At 73.5% G+C, this 14,703-nt stretch carries 16 protein-coding genes; 8 read left to right on the forward strand and 8 right to left on the reverse strand.

Annotated elements, in window-relative coordinates; genetic code table 11:
- The first annotated feature begins 4 nt into the window (after positions 1-4).
- The 3 genes from ACLBYG_RS15595 to ACLBYG_RS15605 all read left to right on the forward strand — a co-directional run bounded on the left by ACLBYG_RS15595 (position 5) and on the right by ACLBYG_RS15605 (position 1,703).
- The gene (locus ACLBYG_RS15595) at positions 5-928 is read left to right on the forward strand and encodes a hypothetical protein (RefSeq protein WP_020096304.1); all 924 of its coding nucleotides are present in this window, start codon (positions 5-7) and stop codon (positions 926-928) included.
- 97 nt (positions 929-1,025) lie between these two features.
- Positions 1,026-1,229, forward strand: a complete 204-nt coding sequence (locus tag ACLBYG_RS15600; RefSeq protein ID WP_012321376.1) for a CsbD family protein — start codon at positions 1,026-1,028, stop codon at positions 1,227-1,229.
- 78 nt (positions 1,230-1,307) lie between these two features.
- On the forward strand, positions 1,308-1,703 hold the full coding sequence (locus ACLBYG_RS15605; RefSeq protein WP_447682025.1) for a CsbD family protein: 396 nt from the start codon (positions 1,308-1,310) through the stop codon (positions 1,701-1,703).
- Between the two features lie 138 nt (positions 1,704-1,841).
- On the opposite strand, the gene ACLBYG_RS15610 is transcribed toward ACLBYG_RS15605, so the two are convergent.
- The 4 genes from ACLBYG_RS15610 to ACLBYG_RS15625 all read right to left on the reverse strand — a co-directional run bounded on the left by ACLBYG_RS15610 (position 1,842) and on the right by ACLBYG_RS15625 (position 5,706).
- On the reverse strand, positions 1,842-2,171 hold the full coding sequence (locus ACLBYG_RS15610) for a DUF6285 domain-containing protein (protein ID WP_447682026.1): 330 nt from the start codon (positions 2,169-2,171) through the stop codon (positions 1,842-1,844).
- Positions 2,168-3,208, reverse strand: coding sequence for a phosphotransferase family protein (locus tag ACLBYG_RS15615; RefSeq protein WP_447682027.1), 1,041 nt, complete (start codon positions 3,206-3,208; stop codon positions 2,168-2,170). The genes ACLBYG_RS15610 and ACLBYG_RS15615 overlap by 4 nt, the downstream gene beginning before the upstream one ends.
- 17 nt (positions 3,209-3,225) lie before the next feature.
- Positions 3,226-4,404, reverse strand: a complete 1,179-nt coding sequence (bktB, locus tag ACLBYG_RS15620; protein ID WP_447682028.1) for a beta-ketothiolase BktB — start codon at positions 4,402-4,404, stop codon at positions 3,226-3,228.
- 96 nt (positions 4,405-4,500) lie between these two features.
- Positions 4,501-5,706: an acyl-CoA dehydrogenase family protein gene (locus tag ACLBYG_RS15625; protein WP_331297626.1), complete on the reverse strand. Its 1,206-nt coding sequence runs from the start codon at positions 5,704-5,706 to the stop codon at positions 4,501-4,503.
- Between the two features lie 187 nt (positions 5,707-5,893).
- Here ACLBYG_RS15625 and ACLBYG_RS15630 point away from each other — a divergent pair, with 187 nt between their 5' ends.
- From ACLBYG_RS15630 to rclC, 4 genes are all read left to right on the forward strand, one after another.
- A complete protein-coding gene (locus ACLBYG_RS15630) occupies positions 5,894-6,607 on the forward strand; it encodes a TetR/AcrR family transcriptional regulator (protein WP_447682029.1) in 714 nt (237 codons plus the stop codon).
- 86 nt (positions 6,608-6,693) lie between these two features.
- Positions 6,694-7,677, forward strand: a complete 984-nt coding sequence (locus ACLBYG_RS15635; protein WP_447682030.1) for a cupin domain-containing protein — start codon at positions 6,694-6,696, stop codon at positions 7,675-7,677.
- An 87-nt stretch (positions 7,678-7,764) separates the two neighbouring features.
- Positions 7,765-8,112, forward strand: a complete 348-nt coding sequence (locus tag ACLBYG_RS15640) for a carboxymuconolactone decarboxylase family protein (protein WP_020096313.1) — start codon at positions 7,765-7,767, stop codon at positions 8,110-8,112.
- A gap of 36 nt (positions 8,113-8,148) precedes the next feature.
- Positions 8,149-8,772 carry a reactive chlorine resistance membrane protein RclC gene (gene rclC, locus ACLBYG_RS15645; RefSeq protein WP_042670877.1) on the forward strand — a complete coding sequence of 208 codons (624 nt, stop codon included), beginning with the start codon at positions 8,149-8,151 and terminating at the stop codon, positions 8,770-8,772.
- A 7-nt stretch (positions 8,773-8,779) separates the two neighbouring features.
- Here rclC and gph read toward each other — a convergent pair whose 3' ends face one another.
- Complete coding sequence (gph, locus tag ACLBYG_RS15650) at positions 8,780-9,478, reverse strand: phosphoglycolate phosphatase (protein WP_447682031.1); 699 nt, start codon at positions 9,476-9,478, stop codon at positions 8,780-8,782.
- A 120-nt stretch (positions 9,479-9,598) separates the two neighbouring features.
- Positions 9,599-9,943 carry an MliC family protein gene (locus tag ACLBYG_RS15655; RefSeq protein ID WP_091928236.1) on the reverse strand — a complete coding sequence of 115 codons (345 nt, stop codon included), beginning with the start codon at positions 9,941-9,943 and terminating at the stop codon, positions 9,599-9,601.
- A 446-nt stretch (positions 9,944-10,389) separates the two neighbouring features.
- Between ACLBYG_RS15655 and ACLBYG_RS15660 the strand changes: the two genes are divergently transcribed.
- The gene (locus ACLBYG_RS15660) at positions 10,390-12,309 is read left to right on the forward strand and encodes a putative bifunctional diguanylate cyclase/phosphodiesterase (RefSeq protein ID WP_447682032.1); all 1,920 of its coding nucleotides are present in this window, start codon (positions 10,390-10,392) and stop codon (positions 12,307-12,309) included.
- 31 nt (positions 12,310-12,340) lie between these two features.
- On the opposite strand, the gene ACLBYG_RS15665 is transcribed toward ACLBYG_RS15660, so the two are convergent.
- Complete coding sequence (locus ACLBYG_RS15665) at positions 12,341-13,912, reverse strand: ABC transporter substrate-binding protein (protein ID WP_100252932.1); 1,572 nt, start codon at positions 13,910-13,912, stop codon at positions 12,341-12,343.
- A 60-nt stretch (positions 13,913-13,972) separates the two neighbouring features.
- Complete coding sequence (locus tag ACLBYG_RS15670; RefSeq protein ID WP_020096319.1) at positions 13,973-14,593, reverse strand: glutathione S-transferase N-terminal domain-containing protein; 621 nt, start codon at positions 14,591-14,593, stop codon at positions 13,973-13,975.
- Between the last annotated feature and the right edge of the window lie 110 nt (positions 14,594-14,703).

Below are 14,703 nucleotides of genomic sequence, written 5' to 3' on the forward strand. Positions count from 1 at the left end.
CAGCGTGACCACCATCCAGACCGTTGCAACGCCCCTCGCGCCGGACGCGCACGCCGACACGCGCGCCGTCCTGCTCAACCAAGTCTCCTGGGGCGCCATCTTCGCCGGCGCCGTGACCGCGCTGGTCACCCAGGTGATCATCAACCTCGTCGGCGTCGGCGTCGGGCTGGCCTCGGTCGGCACGACCGCCGCCGACAATCCCTCCGCCTCCACCGTCTCCATGGGCGCGGGCGCGTGGTTCGTCGCCTCGGGCCTCGTCGCCTCGCTGGCGGGCGGCCTCATCGCCGGGCGGCTCTCGGGCAAGGCCCTTCCGGGTGCGGCCGCCCTGCACGGGCTGGTCTCCTGGGCGGTCACCACCCTGGTGGTGCTGTACATGCTGACCTCGGCCGCCAGCGGCCTGGTCGGCGGCACGCTCGGCACGGTCTCGAGCGCGCTCGGCGGCGCCGGCAACCTCGTCGGCGGCACGGTGCAGACCGCCGCCCAGGCGGCGGCGCCGTCGCTGTCGAAGATCTCGAACCCGCTCGACGGCATCGAGGACAAGGTCCGCCAGCAGGCCGCCGGCCAGGACCCGCAGGCCGCCAAGGACGCGGCCGTGGCGGCGGTGAAGGCCGTCCTGACCGGTGACCCGGCCCAGAAGGAGCAGGCCAAGACCCGCGCCGCCGACGCCCTGGCCAAGGCGCAGGGCATCACGCCGGATCAGGCCAAGGCGCAGATCGACGACTACCAGAAGCAGTACGAGCAGGCGGTGGCCAGCGCCAAGCAGAAGGCCGAGGCCGCTGCCGTGACGGCGAAGTCGGCGGCCACGCAGGGCGCGTTCTACGCCGCGCTGGCGCTGATCCTGGGTGCGCTGGCGGCGTATGTCGGCGGCCGGATGGGCGCTCCCAAGCCCGCGACCCTGCTCGGCGCCTACGAGACCCGGCGCGTCTGACACCTCCCTCTGACACCTTCACCGGCCCCCGCGTCGATCGCGGGGGCCACCACCGGCCGGGGAGACCGGCCTCACCAGCGAAGCAGGAGCACACGCGATGAGCAGCACGACCGACAAGATCAAGGGCCTGGCCAACGAGGCGGTGGGCAACGTCAAGCAGGCGGCCGGCAAGGCGACGGGCAACGACAAGCTGGTGGCCGAGGGCAAGGCGCAGGAGCTGAAGGGCGAGGCGCAGAAGACCGTCGGCGACGTCAAGGACGGCGCCAAGAACCTCGCCGACAAGGTCACCGGCAAGCACTGATCCCGACACGGCGGCGTCGGCACACCGGCGCCGCCGCCCCGAGACGGGGCTCCATCCCCCCGAGAACAGGAGAGCTGCATGAACCGCGACCAGATCCGCGGCGCGTCCCGCCATCTCAAGGGCCGCGCCCAGACCGCCCTGGGCGGCCTGACCGGCGACCCGGCCCGCCAGGTGCGCGGCGCCGTCAATCAGGTGGCCGGCGGGGCCCAGTACGCCTACGGCCGCGCCCGCGATCGGGCCGAGGACCTCGCCGAGGACCTGGCGGAGGACGGCCGCCACCTGGCCGAGGCCGCCCGGAGACGGGCCGACCACCTGATCGACGAGGGCCGCGACCGGGCCCGGGCCGTGCGCCGCCGCGGCGCGGATTACGGCCGGCAGGCGATCCGCACGGCCGACGCCAACCGCACCAACACCCTGCTGGGCCTGGCCGCCGTCGCTTTCGCGGCGGGATGGCTCGTCCGCCGCACCCGCTGACGGAGGGTTTACCGATGCTGCGCAAGCTCCTGACGGCCTTCATCGTGCCGAAGCTCATCGCCTATCTCGGGCGCCGCTACGACCGGCGCCGGGGCACCGGCCGCACCTACTGACGCCCGGATCTGGACCCCGGGATCGCTAGCCCGGGGCCTTCCAGATGCCGGCGGCGATCCGTGTCGTCTCGACGAGCGCGGCGTGGAGCGCCGCGTCCCCGTCGCCCCGGCCGGCGCGGAGCGCCGCGACCAGCTCGGCCGGCGATCCGGCGCCGCCCAGCGCCCGCTCCCAGGCCCCGGCCGCCGCGCCCGCCTGCGCGAGCTCCCGCATGACCACGCCCATCGCGTTGGCGGCCATCAGCAGGACGTAGCGCTGGCGCCCCGACAGGGCCGGCGCGACCTCGTCGAGGAGGCTCTGCCGGGCGACCGACAGGAGGGCGGCGCCCGCGGGCGCGTCCGGGAAGGATTCGCTCATCGGGCTCCCCACCGCTCGGGCGCGGTCTCGCGCAGGATCGCGGCCTCGAGTTCGGGGACCATCCGGCCGGTCAGCGCCAGCTCCAGCGACGTCTCCTGACCGGAGACGTGGCGGTGGCCCTGCTCCAGGGCGATCACCGCCCAGCGCAGATGCGCCATGACCTCCCAGTAGCGCACCGCCTCCGGCTCGATCGCGCGCCCGCTCTCGGCCTCGTAGCCGCGGTAGAAGGCGGCCCGCGGGGCGATGCCGCCGGCCTCCAGGTCGGGCCGGCCGAAGCGCCAGCAGGCGGCGCAGAACCAGCCGATATCCTGGGCCGGGTCGCCCCAGCCGGCGAATTCCCAGTCGAGGATCGCCGTCAGACCCTCGGCATCGACCATGTAGTTGCCGGTGCGGAAGTCGCGGTGGACCAGGACCGGCCCGGGACAGGGCGGCGCGTGGAGCTCGGCCCAGCGCAGGCCCCATTCGAGGGCCGGGCGCGCGGCGCCGATCCCGTCGAGACTCGCCCGGAGCGCGCGGATCTCGGCCAGGGCCGGCTCCGGCTCGGGCGCGCCGAGGAAGGCGAGGTCGCCGGCCGGAGCGGCTCCCGGGCCGGCCACCGGCAGGATGCCGTGCGTCCGGGCGAGCTCGCGGCCGAGCCGCTCGGCCAAGGCCGCGCGGTCGCCGCCGAGGCTCGTGTCCTTGACCACCCGCGGCCCCAGCCCGACCCCGGAGACGAGGCCCATCAGCGCGAAGGGCGCCCCAACCACCCCCGGATCCGCGCAGAAGCCGACCGGCTCCGGCACCCGCACGCCGGCCGCGAAGGCGGCGCGCAGGATCCGGAACTCCTCCGCCCGCGAGCGGCTCGACGCGATGGTGGCGGCCGCGTCCTTGCGCAGGACGAAGCTCCGGGGCGCGCCGTCGACCCGGCACGACAGCATCCAGTTCTCCTGGATCGAGCCGCCGGTCAGCGGCCGGGCGTCGTCGAGCGCGACCGACCCGGCCCCCAGGGTCCGGCCGATCCAGGCGCAGAGCGCCGTCCTCTGATCCGCGTCCAGCATGGTGCCTCAGGGCCGCGTCACGGGACGCGCTCGAGGGCCATGGCGATCCCCTGGCCGCCGCCGATGCACATGGTCACGAGCCCGTAGCGGCCGCCGGTCCGGGCCAGCTCGTAGAGGGCTTTGACGGTGATGATCGCCCCCGTGGCGCCGATCGGGTGGCCGAGGGCGATGGCGCCGCCGTTCGGGTTGACCCTGTCGGGATCGAGGTCGAGGGCGCGGGAGACCGCGCAGGCCTGCGCCGCGAAGGCCTCGTTCGACTCGACGACGTCGAAATCCGCCGCCCGCAGGCCGGTCCGCTCCAGCAGCCGCCCCACCGCCGGCACCGGGCCCATGCCCATCTCGGACGGGTCCACGCCGGCGTGGGCGTAGCCGACGATCCGTGCGAGCGGCGTCGCGCCGTCGCGCGCGGCCCGCGCGGCGCTCGACAGGACGAGGGCCGCCGCGCCGTCGTTCAGCCCCGAGGCGTTGCCGGCCGTGACACTGCCGGTCTTGGAGAAGGCCGGGCGCAGCTTGGCGAGGTCCTCGGCGGTCGTGGCCTTCGGGTGCTCGTCGGTGTCGAAGGCCACCGTCTCGCGCTTGCGCTGGACCTCGATCGGCAGGATCTGGTCGCGGAACCGGCCCTCGCGGATCGCCCGCGCGGCGCGGGCCTGGCTCTCGGCCGCGAAGGCGTCCTGCGCGTCGCGGGGGACGGCGTAGCGCGCGGCCACGTTCTCGGCGGTGACGCCCATGTGGCCGTTGCCGAACGGGTCGGTCAGCGCGCCGAGCATGTAGTCGACCAGCACCGCGTCGCCCATGCGCGACCCGGTCCGCCCGGTGGTCAGCAGGTGGGGGGCGCGGCTCATGCTCTCGGTGCCGCCGGCCACGGCCGTCTCGGCGTCGCCGAGCAGGATGGACTGCGCGGCCGAGACGATCGCCTGCAGGCCGCTGCCGCAGAGGCGGTTGACCGTCATGGCCGGCACCTCCGCGGGAATCCCGCCCTCCATCGCCGCGACGCGGGCGATGTAGGCGTCCCGGGGCTCGGTCGGGATGACGTTGCCGAGGACCACGTGCCCGACCGCCTCGGGCGCGGTCCCGGCGCGGCGCAGCGCCTCCGCGACGCAGCGTGCGGCGAGGACGGAGGGCGGCGTGCCGGCCAGCGCGCCGCCGAACGTGCCGATCGCGGTGCGCACCGCGCCTGTGATCACGACCTCGGTCATACTCTCGGCTTCCTCTCGGCTTCCCTGTCTGGCTCGGTCTGCCGACGCGCCCCGCGCGGCGGACGGACGGTGTCGGCCCCGCTCAGGCCCCGACGCTCAGGCCCCGACGTCCCACGACCAGAAGGCGTCGCCCTCGGCCTCGAGATTGCGGTTCAGGACCATCTTGTGGACCTCGTCGGCCCCGTCCACGAGGCGCGCCTGCCGGGCGTAGCGGTAGATCCACTCGAGGGGCGTGTCGGTGGAGTAGCCCCGCGCACCGTTGATCTGGATCGCCGTGTCGGCGGCCGCGTGCAGGAGGTTGGCCACGTGGACCTTGGCCATCGACACCTCCTTGCGGGCGAAGCTGCCCCGGTCGAGGGCCCAGGCGGCCTTCATCACCAGGAGGCGCCCGATCTCGATCCGCATGGCGAGGTCGCCCAGCATCAGCTGGATGCTCTCCCGGTCGGCCAGCCGGATCCCGAAGCCGTGCCGCTCGGCCGCGTAGGCCCGGGCGATCTCGACGCAGCGCTTCGACAGGCCGAGCCAGCGCATGCAGTGGGTCAGCCGCGCCGGCCCGAGGCGGATCTGGGTGAGCTTCAGGCCGTCGCCCTCGTTCATCAGGACGTTCTCGGCCGGGATCTCCAGGCCCTCGAACAGCAGCTCGCAATGGCCGCCGTGCTCCTCCGGCCCCATGATCGGGATGCGGCGCAGGATCCGCCAGCCGGGCTGGTCCCGGTGGAACAGGAAGGCGGTCAGCCCTTTCCGCGCGTCGTCGGAGGTGCGCGCCATCAGGATGAAGTGCTCGGCCTCCTCGGCGCCGGTGATGTACCACTTGCGGCCGGTGACCACGTAGCCGTCCCCCCGCCGCTCGGCCCGGGTCTGGATCATGCCGGGATCGGAGCCGCCGCCGGGATGCGGCTCGGTCATGGCGAAGGCCGAGCGGACGCGCCCGTCCACGATCGGCGCGAGCCAGCGCGCCTTCTGGTCGGGGGTCGCGACCTTCTCCAGCACCATCATGTTGCCGTCGTCGGGCGCGGCCGAGTTGAACACGACCGGGCCGAAGATCGAGCGGTTCATGGCCTCGTAGCAGACCGCCATGCCGACCTTGTCGAGCCCGGCGCCGCCAGTCTCGGGCCGCAATTGCAGGCACCACAGGCCCTCTGCGCGGGCGAGTCCGCGCAGCCGCGTCAGCTCGGTGAGGCTGATGTTGCCGTGGCCGTCATAGGCCGCCGGATCCGCCTCCAGCGGCAGGATGTGCGCGTCCACGAAGGCCGCGATCCGGGCGCGGTAATCCTCGACGCGCGGGGAGATGGTGAAATCCACGGGCCCACCTCCTGGGTCGGTGTCGACGACGAAAATCGAGCGAGCGCTCGCTTTTTATCGCCTGGATTCGCGCCTGGCAACGGACTAGACCTCGGGAGCCGCTCCCGGTCGTGGCCACCGCGGGCTGGCGCGACGACGAAACGACGACGGTGCGACGACGGTGCGACGACGGAGCGACGATGGATCGATGAGCCCCGCAGACGCTCTTCCGGCGAACTTTCCGGCGCACCTTCCGGTGAAGGACGCCTACGCCACCGAGGCGATCTGCGCGCGGATCCTGGCGCGGCACCGGGACCGGATCAGCGTCCGGAAGGACCATGTCGCCGTCGCCAACCTCGCGCGGATCATCGAGGCGGTGCTGAAGCTGTCGAGCCGGCAGGGCTTCCACGAGACGAGCCTGCGCGACCTCGCCCGGGCCTCGGGGCTCAGCATGGGCGGGCTCTACTCGTACTTCGACAACAAGAACACGCTGCTGGTGATGATCCTCACCGAGGTGGCCGAGACGGCCGAGGCGGTCCTGCGGCAGGCCCCGGCGGGGCTCGCGGCGGATCCGGCCGCGCATCTGCGCTGGCTGATCGAGACCCATATCCGCCTGACCGAGGCGATGCAGCCCTGGTTCGTCTTCGCGTTCATGGAGGCGAAGGGCTTCCCGGCCCCCGCCCGGACGATGGCGACGGAGAGCGAGGCCGCCACGGAGCGCATCTTCGCCGAAGTCCTCGCCCGCGGCGCGGCGGCGGGCGTCTTCGCGGTCGCCGACGTCGACCTCACCGCCGCGCTGATCAAACCGCTCCTGCAGGACTGGTACGTGAAGCGGGCCAAGCACCGGAAGCGCGGGATCCCGATCCAGCGCTACATCGCCGGCGTGACCGCCTTCGTCGAGAAGGCCATCGCGGCGGCCTGAACCGGCGCGGCGGACGAACACCCCCTGGTCGAGGCCGCCGCGCGCCCTTATGCCGGGCCCGGAGGGCATTCCGGAGCGCGGGGAGCATGGCCGGACCGATCGGGCGCCGCGCGGACGCACACGGAACCGCCGGGATCGACGATCCGCTGAGCGGCCTCGCGCCGCTGCTGCGCGTGCGGCCGCACCTGGACGACGTCTGCCGGTTCGGCGGCGCCTGGGCCGCCCCGCACGCGCCGGAGCCGACGCGGCAGGCCTATTTCCACCTCGTGACGCGCGGCCGCGCCACGCTGCGGCGGCCCGGGGGCGCGCCGCTGCAGGTCGCGGCCGGGGACATCCTGCTCCTGCCGCGCGGCGACGCGCACCTGTTCCACGGCGCGGGGCCGCCGCCGTCGACGCCCCTGCCCGTCGCGGTCCGCCACGCGCACGATCTGCGGTTCAAGACCACCGTCGGGGCCGAGCCGGACGTCGAGCTGATCTGCGGCCGCCTGGCCTTCGAGGCGGCGCCCCAGACCCTGATCGTGACCGCCCTGCCCGACCTCCTCGTCCTGAGCGTCGGCACCGAGCCCCTGGCCACCCGGTTCGCGCCGCTCCTGGCGGGCATCCGCGAGGAGCTGAACGACCTCCGCGCCGGGTCGGTCGCGGTCGCCGAGAACCTCGCGAGCGCGCTGTTCATGATGATGCTCCGCGCGCATCTCGAGGCGTCGGCCCCGGCCGAGGGCCTGCTGCGCCTCCTGGGGCAGCCGCTCACCGCCCGGGCGGTGCTCGCGATGGTGCGCGACCCGGTGCATCCCTGGACGCTTGACGAACTGGCCGCGACGGCCGCCGCGTCGCGGGCGAGCCTCGTGCGCGCCTTCCGCGCCGCCGCGGGCGTCGCCCCGCTGGAATTCCTCACCGACCTGCGGCTCGGGCTCGCCCATCACCGCCTGCGCACCGAGACGGTCCCGCTGGACCGTCTCGCCGCGGAGGTCGGCTACCAGTCCGCGCCCGCGCTCAGCCGGGCGTTCCTGCGCAAGTACGGGATCCGCCCCGGACAGGCGCGGCAGGCCGAGGCGCCCCCGCAGGCGGTTTGATCCGCCCGGTCATCGGCCTGCGCCGCGCGGTCATCGAGGGCGCGGCCGGCCCCGACTACCTTCCTCGTCATCACGAAGGAGGTCGTCATGCACATGATCGATTGGAACAGCTACCGCCAGCAGGTCACCGCCGGCGTCGGACACTTCGCCAAGCTCAGCCCCGACACGGTGCGGGGCTACGGCACCCTCAGCACGGCGGGCCAGAAGACCGGCCAGCTCGACGCCAAGACCCGTGAGCTGATCGCGGTGGCGGTGGCGATCTCCCTGCGCTGCGACGGCTGTATCACGGTCCACACCGACGCCGCCCGCAAGCTCGGCGCCACCGAGGCCGAGCTGGCCGAGGCCCTCGGGGTCGCCACCAGCCTCAATGCCGGTGCCGCGGTCGTCTACGCGACCCGCGCGCTCGACGCCTTCGCGGCCTCCGCCGAGGCGTAGCCCCTCCCCCCATCCGATTGAGCAAGGAATCGTGCCATGAACACGCAGGTTCGCCGCGTTCTCGGCCTCGTCTCCGGGCCGGGCTCGAACCGCCTCGGCCTCCAGGCCATGCGGGTCGCCATCGCGGTCATCTTCCTCTGGATCGGCGCGCTCAAGTTCGTGCCCTACGAGGCCGACAGCATCACGCCCTTCGTCGCCAACAGCCCGGTGATGGCGTTCTTCTACGCCCACCCCGACCAGTACGCGCAGCACCTCACCCACGAGGGCGAGCTCAACCTCGCCGCCCGCGCGTGGCAGACGGCCAACCACACCTACGCGTTCTCCCGCGGCCTCGGCACGGTCGAGCTGCTGATCGGCCTGCTCGTCCTCGTCGGGCTCGTGTCGCGGCGGCTGGGTCTGGCCGGCGCGGTGCTGGCCTTCCTCACCCCGGTGGTGACCCTGTCGTTCCTCGTGACCACCCCCGAGGCCTGGGTCGCCGCGCTCGGCGACGCCGAGCACGGCTTCCCCTACCTCTCGGGCGCCGGGCGCCTCGTCCTCAAGGACGTCACCCTCATGGCCGGCGCGTGGCTCGTCCTCGCCGACAGCGCCCGCGCCGTCCTCGAGCGGCAGGCCCGGGCACCGGGCGCCCCCGCCCGCCTCGACCTCGCGGCAAGCCGCTAGGAGCCCCCTAGGAGGCCGGGGTGCCGCCCGCGGGCAGCGCGCCGATCATCGCCCGCAGGCCGCCGATGTCGTCGAGGACGGCGTCGGCGGTCCGCGCGTCGACCGGGCGCCCGTAGCCGTAGCGGGCCAGGATGGCGGCGGTGCCGGCGGCGCGGGCCGCCGCGATGTCGTGGTGCATGTCGCCGACCATGACGGCCCGCCCGGGCTCGACCCGCAGGCGACGCAGGGCCTCCCGCAGCGGCGCGGGATCGGGCTTGCGCTCGGGCAGCGTGTCGCCGCCCACGACCGTGTCGATCAGCGGCGCCAGCCCCACCGCGTCGAGGATCAGGCCGGTGGCGCGGGCCGGCTTGTTGGTGACGATCGCCAGCGCGTAGCCCGCCGCCCGGAGGTCGCGGACCGCCGCGGCGGCGTTGGGGAACAGGGCGGTGCCGGCGGCCGCGAGCGGCTCGTACACGGCCAGGAAGGCCGGCAGCAGGTCCGGCGCCCGCTCCGGATCGCCGCCCGAGGCCCGCAGGGCGCGCCGCAGCAGCGCCACCGCGCCGTCGCCCACCATGGCCCGCATCGCGGCGGTCCCGACCGGCGGCAGACCCTCCCGCGCCAGCGTGGCGTTCAGGGCCGTCCGGAGATCGGCCAGGCTGTCGACGAGGGTGCCGTCGAGGTCGAGGAGGACGGCGTCGAAGCGCGACGGGGGCGCGGGCGAGGGCAAGGAACGTCTCCGCGTCGCGGGCGACGCGCGGCGGGACGCCGACGCCTCAATCTCCGGGACGGGCGGTTCCTAGCGGGTCCGGCGCTGCCGGGCCAGGGTCCGGCACGCGCCCCGAGCAGCCTAGCGCGGCTTGGCGTCGGCCGGCGTCCGGTCGGTGCAGGTGACCGGCGTGCCGGCGCCGTCGGTCCACGTGACCGACCGCCCCTTGCCCCGCAGCTCGTGCGTGGCGTCGGCGTAGCGGAACCCCGACCCGCTGAGCTGCACCGGCAGGGTGACGGCGGCGCCGTTGTCCGGCCGGACAACCGCCCGCTCCGGCCCCGCGGCGTTCAGGAAGGTGACGGCCAGCGTCCGACCGTTCGGACAGGCGAAGGTCACGTCGATCGTCTCGGCCTGCGCGGGCGCGGCGGCCACGAGCAGCCCGCCGACGAGGATCGCCAGCCGGGCGACGCGGACACGGATTCTCATCGGCCTCTCCTGAGCCCCGCGGCCGCGGCCGCGACGACGATCATCGCCGGGATGTCCTGTCCGGGCAATCGGCGCCGACGGCACGCGAGGCGGCCGGCCGACCTCCATCCACCAGTCCCTGGAAGAGCAGATGGAGCAGCGAGGCAGTTGTACGATCCTCGATACAAGTCGAACCGGGTCACTTCCCGCTCAACTTGGGACGGAATCGGTAAATCGTCGGCTCGCCCGCCCGGCGGATTGTCTCCCGAGCGCCGCGATGCGGCGCTCCGGCGCGGGGAATAGAGCCGTGGACGACCGCCGTGACAGCTCGCGGCTTAAATATCTCTTTAATGTTAGGAGTATAATAATATGGCAATCTCTCAGACGCAGCTTCGATGAACCGTCCGAAATATCCTTTCTCGATATTGATCGGGAGGTCGACCGCATCCGCCCCGGGTCTGACGGCCATGCGTCAGCTCGCGGAACTGCAGAAGCATATCCCGTCCCTCTACGGACTGCTCTCGGTCAATGCCGGCGCCCTCGCGGTGACGCATTACGGTCTGGCGCCCGCCTACCTGACCCTCGGCATCCCGGGGACCGTGATCGCGCTGTGCCTCCTGCGCGCGATCCACTGGTGGCGCTTGAGGCCCGAGACCCTGAACGAGGCGCAGGCCGCCCGCCACCTGCGGCGGACGACGGTGCTGACGGTCTTCTTCTCCGTCGCCTTCGTGATCTGGGCGATGGTCCTGAACACGTTCGGCGGCCCCTACGAGCAGGGCCACGTCGCGATCTTCGTGGCCGTCACGGTGATCGCCTGCATCTTCTGCCTGACCTACCTGCCGCTGGCGGCCTTCCTGGTCACCGGCATCGTCATGGGCGTGTTCCTGTTCTGCTGCGTGACGAGCGGGAACCACGTGTTCCTCGCCATCGCGGCCAATACGGCCTTCGTCACGGCCGTGATGGTCCGCATCCTCAACACCAACTACCGGGCCTTCGTCGCCCTCGTCGCGTCCCAGGCCGTGGCGAGCCGGCTCTCGGAGGAGAACGCACGCCTCGCCCAGACCGACAGCCTGACCGGCCTCCCCAACCGGCGCTACTTCTTCCAGAAGCTCGACGAGGCGCTCCGGTCGTCCTCCGGGGCGGACATGGCCTTCGCCCTGGCGATCTTCGATCTCGACCGGTTCAAGCCGATCAACGACACCTACGGGCACAATGTCGGCGACCGCGTCCTGGCGGAGGCTGGCCGGCGCCTCGCGGCCTTCGCGGGGGCGGACGTGGTGGTGACGCGGCTGGGGGGCGACGAGTTCGGCGTGATCCTGCGCGCGCCGGCTTCGGCCGCGGCGGCGCTCGCCTTCTGCGACGGCGTCTGCACGGCGCTGCAGCGGCCGATCCGGATCGGCGACATCCAGGTCGTCACCGGCTGCTCGGGCGGGCTCGCCCTGCCCTGCCGGGTCTCGCACGACGCCGACGCCCTGTTCGACCGCGCCGATTACGCGCTCTACCACTCCAAGGAGCAGCGGCGCGGCGCGACGACACTGTTCTCGCAGGAGCACAAGGACGCGATCCGCGCCGAGCAGGCGGTGGAGACGGCCTTGCGGACGGCGGACCTCGCCGCCGAGATGGTGCTGCACTACCAGCCGGTCCTCGACCTCGCCACGGGGCGGACCGCCTTCGTGGAGGGTCTGGCGCGCTGGACGAGCCCGACGCTGGGCCGCGTCGCGCCGGACCGGTTCATCGCGGCCGCCGAGCGCGGCGGCATGATCCACACGGTGACGCTGCTGCTCCTGCGCAAGGCGCTCACCGACTGCGCGCAGCTCCCGCCCGGGACCGGCCTGTCCTTCAACCTGTCCGCCCACGACCTCGCCTCGCCCGAGACCGTCCTGTCGATCCTGGCGGCGGTGCGGGGCAGCGGCATCGACCCGCGCCGCCTGACGCTCGAGCTGACCGAGACCGCCCTGATGCGCGACTTCGACCACGCCAAGGCGGCCATCACCACCCTGCGCAGCCTGGGCATCAAGATCGCGCTCGACGATTTCGGGACCGGCTATTCCAGCCTGGGCTACGTCCACCGCCTGCCGCTGGACAAGATCAAGATCGACCGCGGCTTCATGGCCGACATCGACACCGACCGGGGCTGCAGCCTCGTCTCCACGATCCTGGACCTGTGCCGCAACCTCGGCCTCGACGGGATCGTCGAGGGGATCGAGACGGAGGCGCAGCTCGACGTGGCGCGGCGGCACGGCAGCCGCTACGCCCAGGGCTACCACATCGGCCGCCCGATGCCCCTCGGCGACCTGCTGGAGCGGCTGGAGCGCGAGGGCGCGGCGGAAGCGAAGGTAGCGGCAGAGGCAGCGGCAGAGGCCGGCACGGTGCGCCGGAGGGCCTGAGGCGGCCCCGGCGCGAGGCGGAGCCGCGCCCTCAGGCGCGCCGGAGGTTCCAGAGGATCGGGAAGCCCGGGAGGCGGCCCGTGAGGTCGCGCCGGTAGGACGTCATCGAGCGGTAGGAGCCGACCGGCACGAACACGACCTCCTCGAGGGCGATCCGCTGCATGTCGGCGCAGATCGCCCGGCGCGCCTCCGCGTCGGAGGCCGCGAACCACGCGGTCCGGAGCGCCTCCAGCCGCGGCACCGACGGCCAGCCGAACCACGCGTTCGGCCCGCTGGCCCGGAGCGGCTGCAGGGCGGCGGGGTCGGCGTTGTCGAAGGACGAGAAGGTGGTGAGCAGCACCGACCAGCCGCCCTTCTCGACGGGCTCGCGGGAGACGCGCCGCTGGATCACCGTGCCCCAGTCGCTCAGGGCCAGGTCGACGTTGAAGCCGATCCGGGGGAGCAGGTCGGCCGCGACCTGGGTCAGCGCCGCGGGCGCCAGCAGGTCCGTGGGGCCGATCAGCCGGATCTTCGCGCCGTCGTAGCCCGAGGCCCTGAGCGCCGCGCGGGCCGCCTCCAGGCTGCGCGGCCCGGTGAGCGCCTCCAGGCCGACCTGGCTCGCCATCGGTGTGCCGGGCGTGAAGATCCCGCAGCGGTCGTCGTAGGCCCCGGGATCGTCGCCGACGATCGCCGCCATGAAGTCGCTCTGGACGATCGCCGGCAGCACCGCCCGGCGCACCGCGACGTCGTCGAAAGGCGGCTGCAGGTGGTTCATCCGCAGGATCGCCGGGTTGGTGAGCCGGTCGAGGCCCTCCACCACGATGTCGCGGTTGCGAGCGAGCAGCTGCTGGAGCTCGGGCGGCGGCTGCTCGTACCAGTCGATCTCGCCGTTCTGCAGGGCCGCCGCCGCGGTGGCGCCGTCGGCGATGATCCGCCACTCGATCCGGTCGAAATGGGCGACCTTGCCGCCGGCCGTCAGGCTCGGCGTGCCGGGCGCCGGCACGTAGCCGGGGTGGCGCTCGTAGACCATCAGGCTGCCCGAGTTGAACTCGTCGGCCTTCCAGCGGAACGGCCCGGAGCCGGTGGCGTCGGTGATCTGCTTGTACGGGTCGGTCTGGGCGACCCGCTCGGGCATGACGAAGGCCGGCTGGCTGACGCTCGCCAGCGCCTGCGGCAGGAGCGGGAACGGTGCCTTCAGCCGGAACACGATGTCGGTGTCGCCGTCGTGGGCGAGCTCGTCAGTGGCGGCCATCAGGGTCTGGCCGAAGCCGTTGCGCGCCGCCCAGCGCCGGATGCTGGCGACGCAGTCCCGCGCCAGGACCGGCGTGCCGTCGTGGAAGCGCAGGCCCGCGCGCAGGGGGATCGTCACCCGGCGCCCGTCCTGCTCGACCTTGAGGCCGGCTGCCATCTGCGGCTGCGGCCGCAGGTCGGCGTCGAGGCCGAACAGCGTGTCGTAGACCACGTAGGCGTGGTTGCGGGTCACGATCGCCGTCGTCCAGATCGGATCGATGGAGGTGACGTTCGCCTGGGGGACCATGCGCAGGACCCGGGCGCCCTGCGCCCGCCCGACGGAGGGGGCCGCCAGGGCCGCGGCCCCCGCGGCCAGGAAGGTGCGTCGCCTCATCGTCACTCCCCGAACGGTGGATCCCGGCGTCGCAAACGCCGGACCAGGGGGCGCCCCGCCTCAGCTCAGCGGGACGGCGAAGCCCCGCTGCACGGCGGGGCGCTCCATCATCCGGTCGTACCAGCGCCGGACCTGCGGGTAGTCGGCGAGGTCGACCTGGTGGCGCTCGTGGCGCCACGCCCAGCCGAGGATCGCGAAATCCGCCACCGAGAGCGGCCCCGCGACGTACGCGACCTGCGCGAGGCGCCGGTCCAGCACGCCGTAGAGCCGGTGCGTCTCCTTGCTGTAGCGGGCGAGCCCGTAGGCGCGGTCGGCCTCCGCGACGGACAGGAAGTGGTGGACCTGGCCGGGCATCGGCCCGAAGCCGCCCATCTGCCACATCAGCCATTCCAGGGCGGCGACGCGCTGCCGCCGGTCCTCGGGCAGGAAGCGGCCGGTCTTCTCGGCGAGGTAGAGCAGGATCGCCCCGGACTCGAACACCGGGATCGGGGACCCGTCCGGCCCGTCCGGATCGACGATGGCGGGGATGCGGTTGTTCGGGCTGATCGCCAGGAAGTCCGGCGCGTGCTGCGCCCCTTGCGTGATGTCGACCGGGATGACCCGGTAGGGCAGCGCCATCTCCTCCAGCGCCACGCTGATCTTCCGGCCGTTGGGGGTGTTCCAGGCGTAGAGATCGATCATCGCGGGCGCCTCCGCTGTGCCGAGGGAAGCTAGGGCCCGTGACGGGATCCGGCAATTCGGCCGGCGCTCAGGCGGCGACCGGGGCCGGCTCCGGCTCCGGCAGGCCGAGA

Source organism: Methylobacterium sp. D53M (assembly GCF_053345625.1).